At 69.5% G+C, this 410-nt stretch carries 1 protein-coding gene; it reads right to left on the bottom strand.

Going from position 1 to position 410, the window contains the following annotated elements; genetic code table 11:
* On the bottom strand, nt 1–410 hold a 410-nt coding region (locus G4D86_RS51935), incomplete at both ends, for a CARDB domain-containing protein (RefSeq protein WP_275899254.1).

Genomic DNA, 410 nt, shown 5'->3' with positions numbered 1-410 from the left:
GGGTCCACCACGGCGCCCAGGTGGTAGGCGCCCTGGAGGCCCGGGGGAGGCAGCCAGGCCGAGCCCTGGATGGAGACGGTGGCGCACTGGCCCTGCATGAGCCAGCCGGTGGGGGCATTGCCCACGAAGGAGTCCTCCATCGGCCCCGGCGTGGTGTTGGTCCGGATGATGGCGTCAGCGGACAGGTAGAGCTCCACCTGCGAGTCACCGGAGTTGGTGCCCTGGTTGCAGACCGTCACCTGCGCGGTGAGCGGCTGACCGTCCTGGACGCTGGTGGGGCCGGTGACGGAGGTGATGACGAAGTCCGGCCGGTTGCCAACGCCGATGCGGTAGCCGGAGGAGGAGTTGTTGTCCTCGATGAGCTCCTGGCGGTTGTTGGACGGGTCCACCACGGCGCCCAGGTGGTAGGC

It is taken from the genome of Pyxidicoccus caerfyrddinensis (assembly GCF_010894405.1).
Lineage (GTDB): Bacteria > Myxococcota > Myxococcia > Myxococcales > Myxococcaceae > Myxococcus > Myxococcus caerfyrddinensis.
Note: the sequence above shows the minus strand (reverse complement) of the source record. Positions and strands in the feature narration are given on the sequence as shown.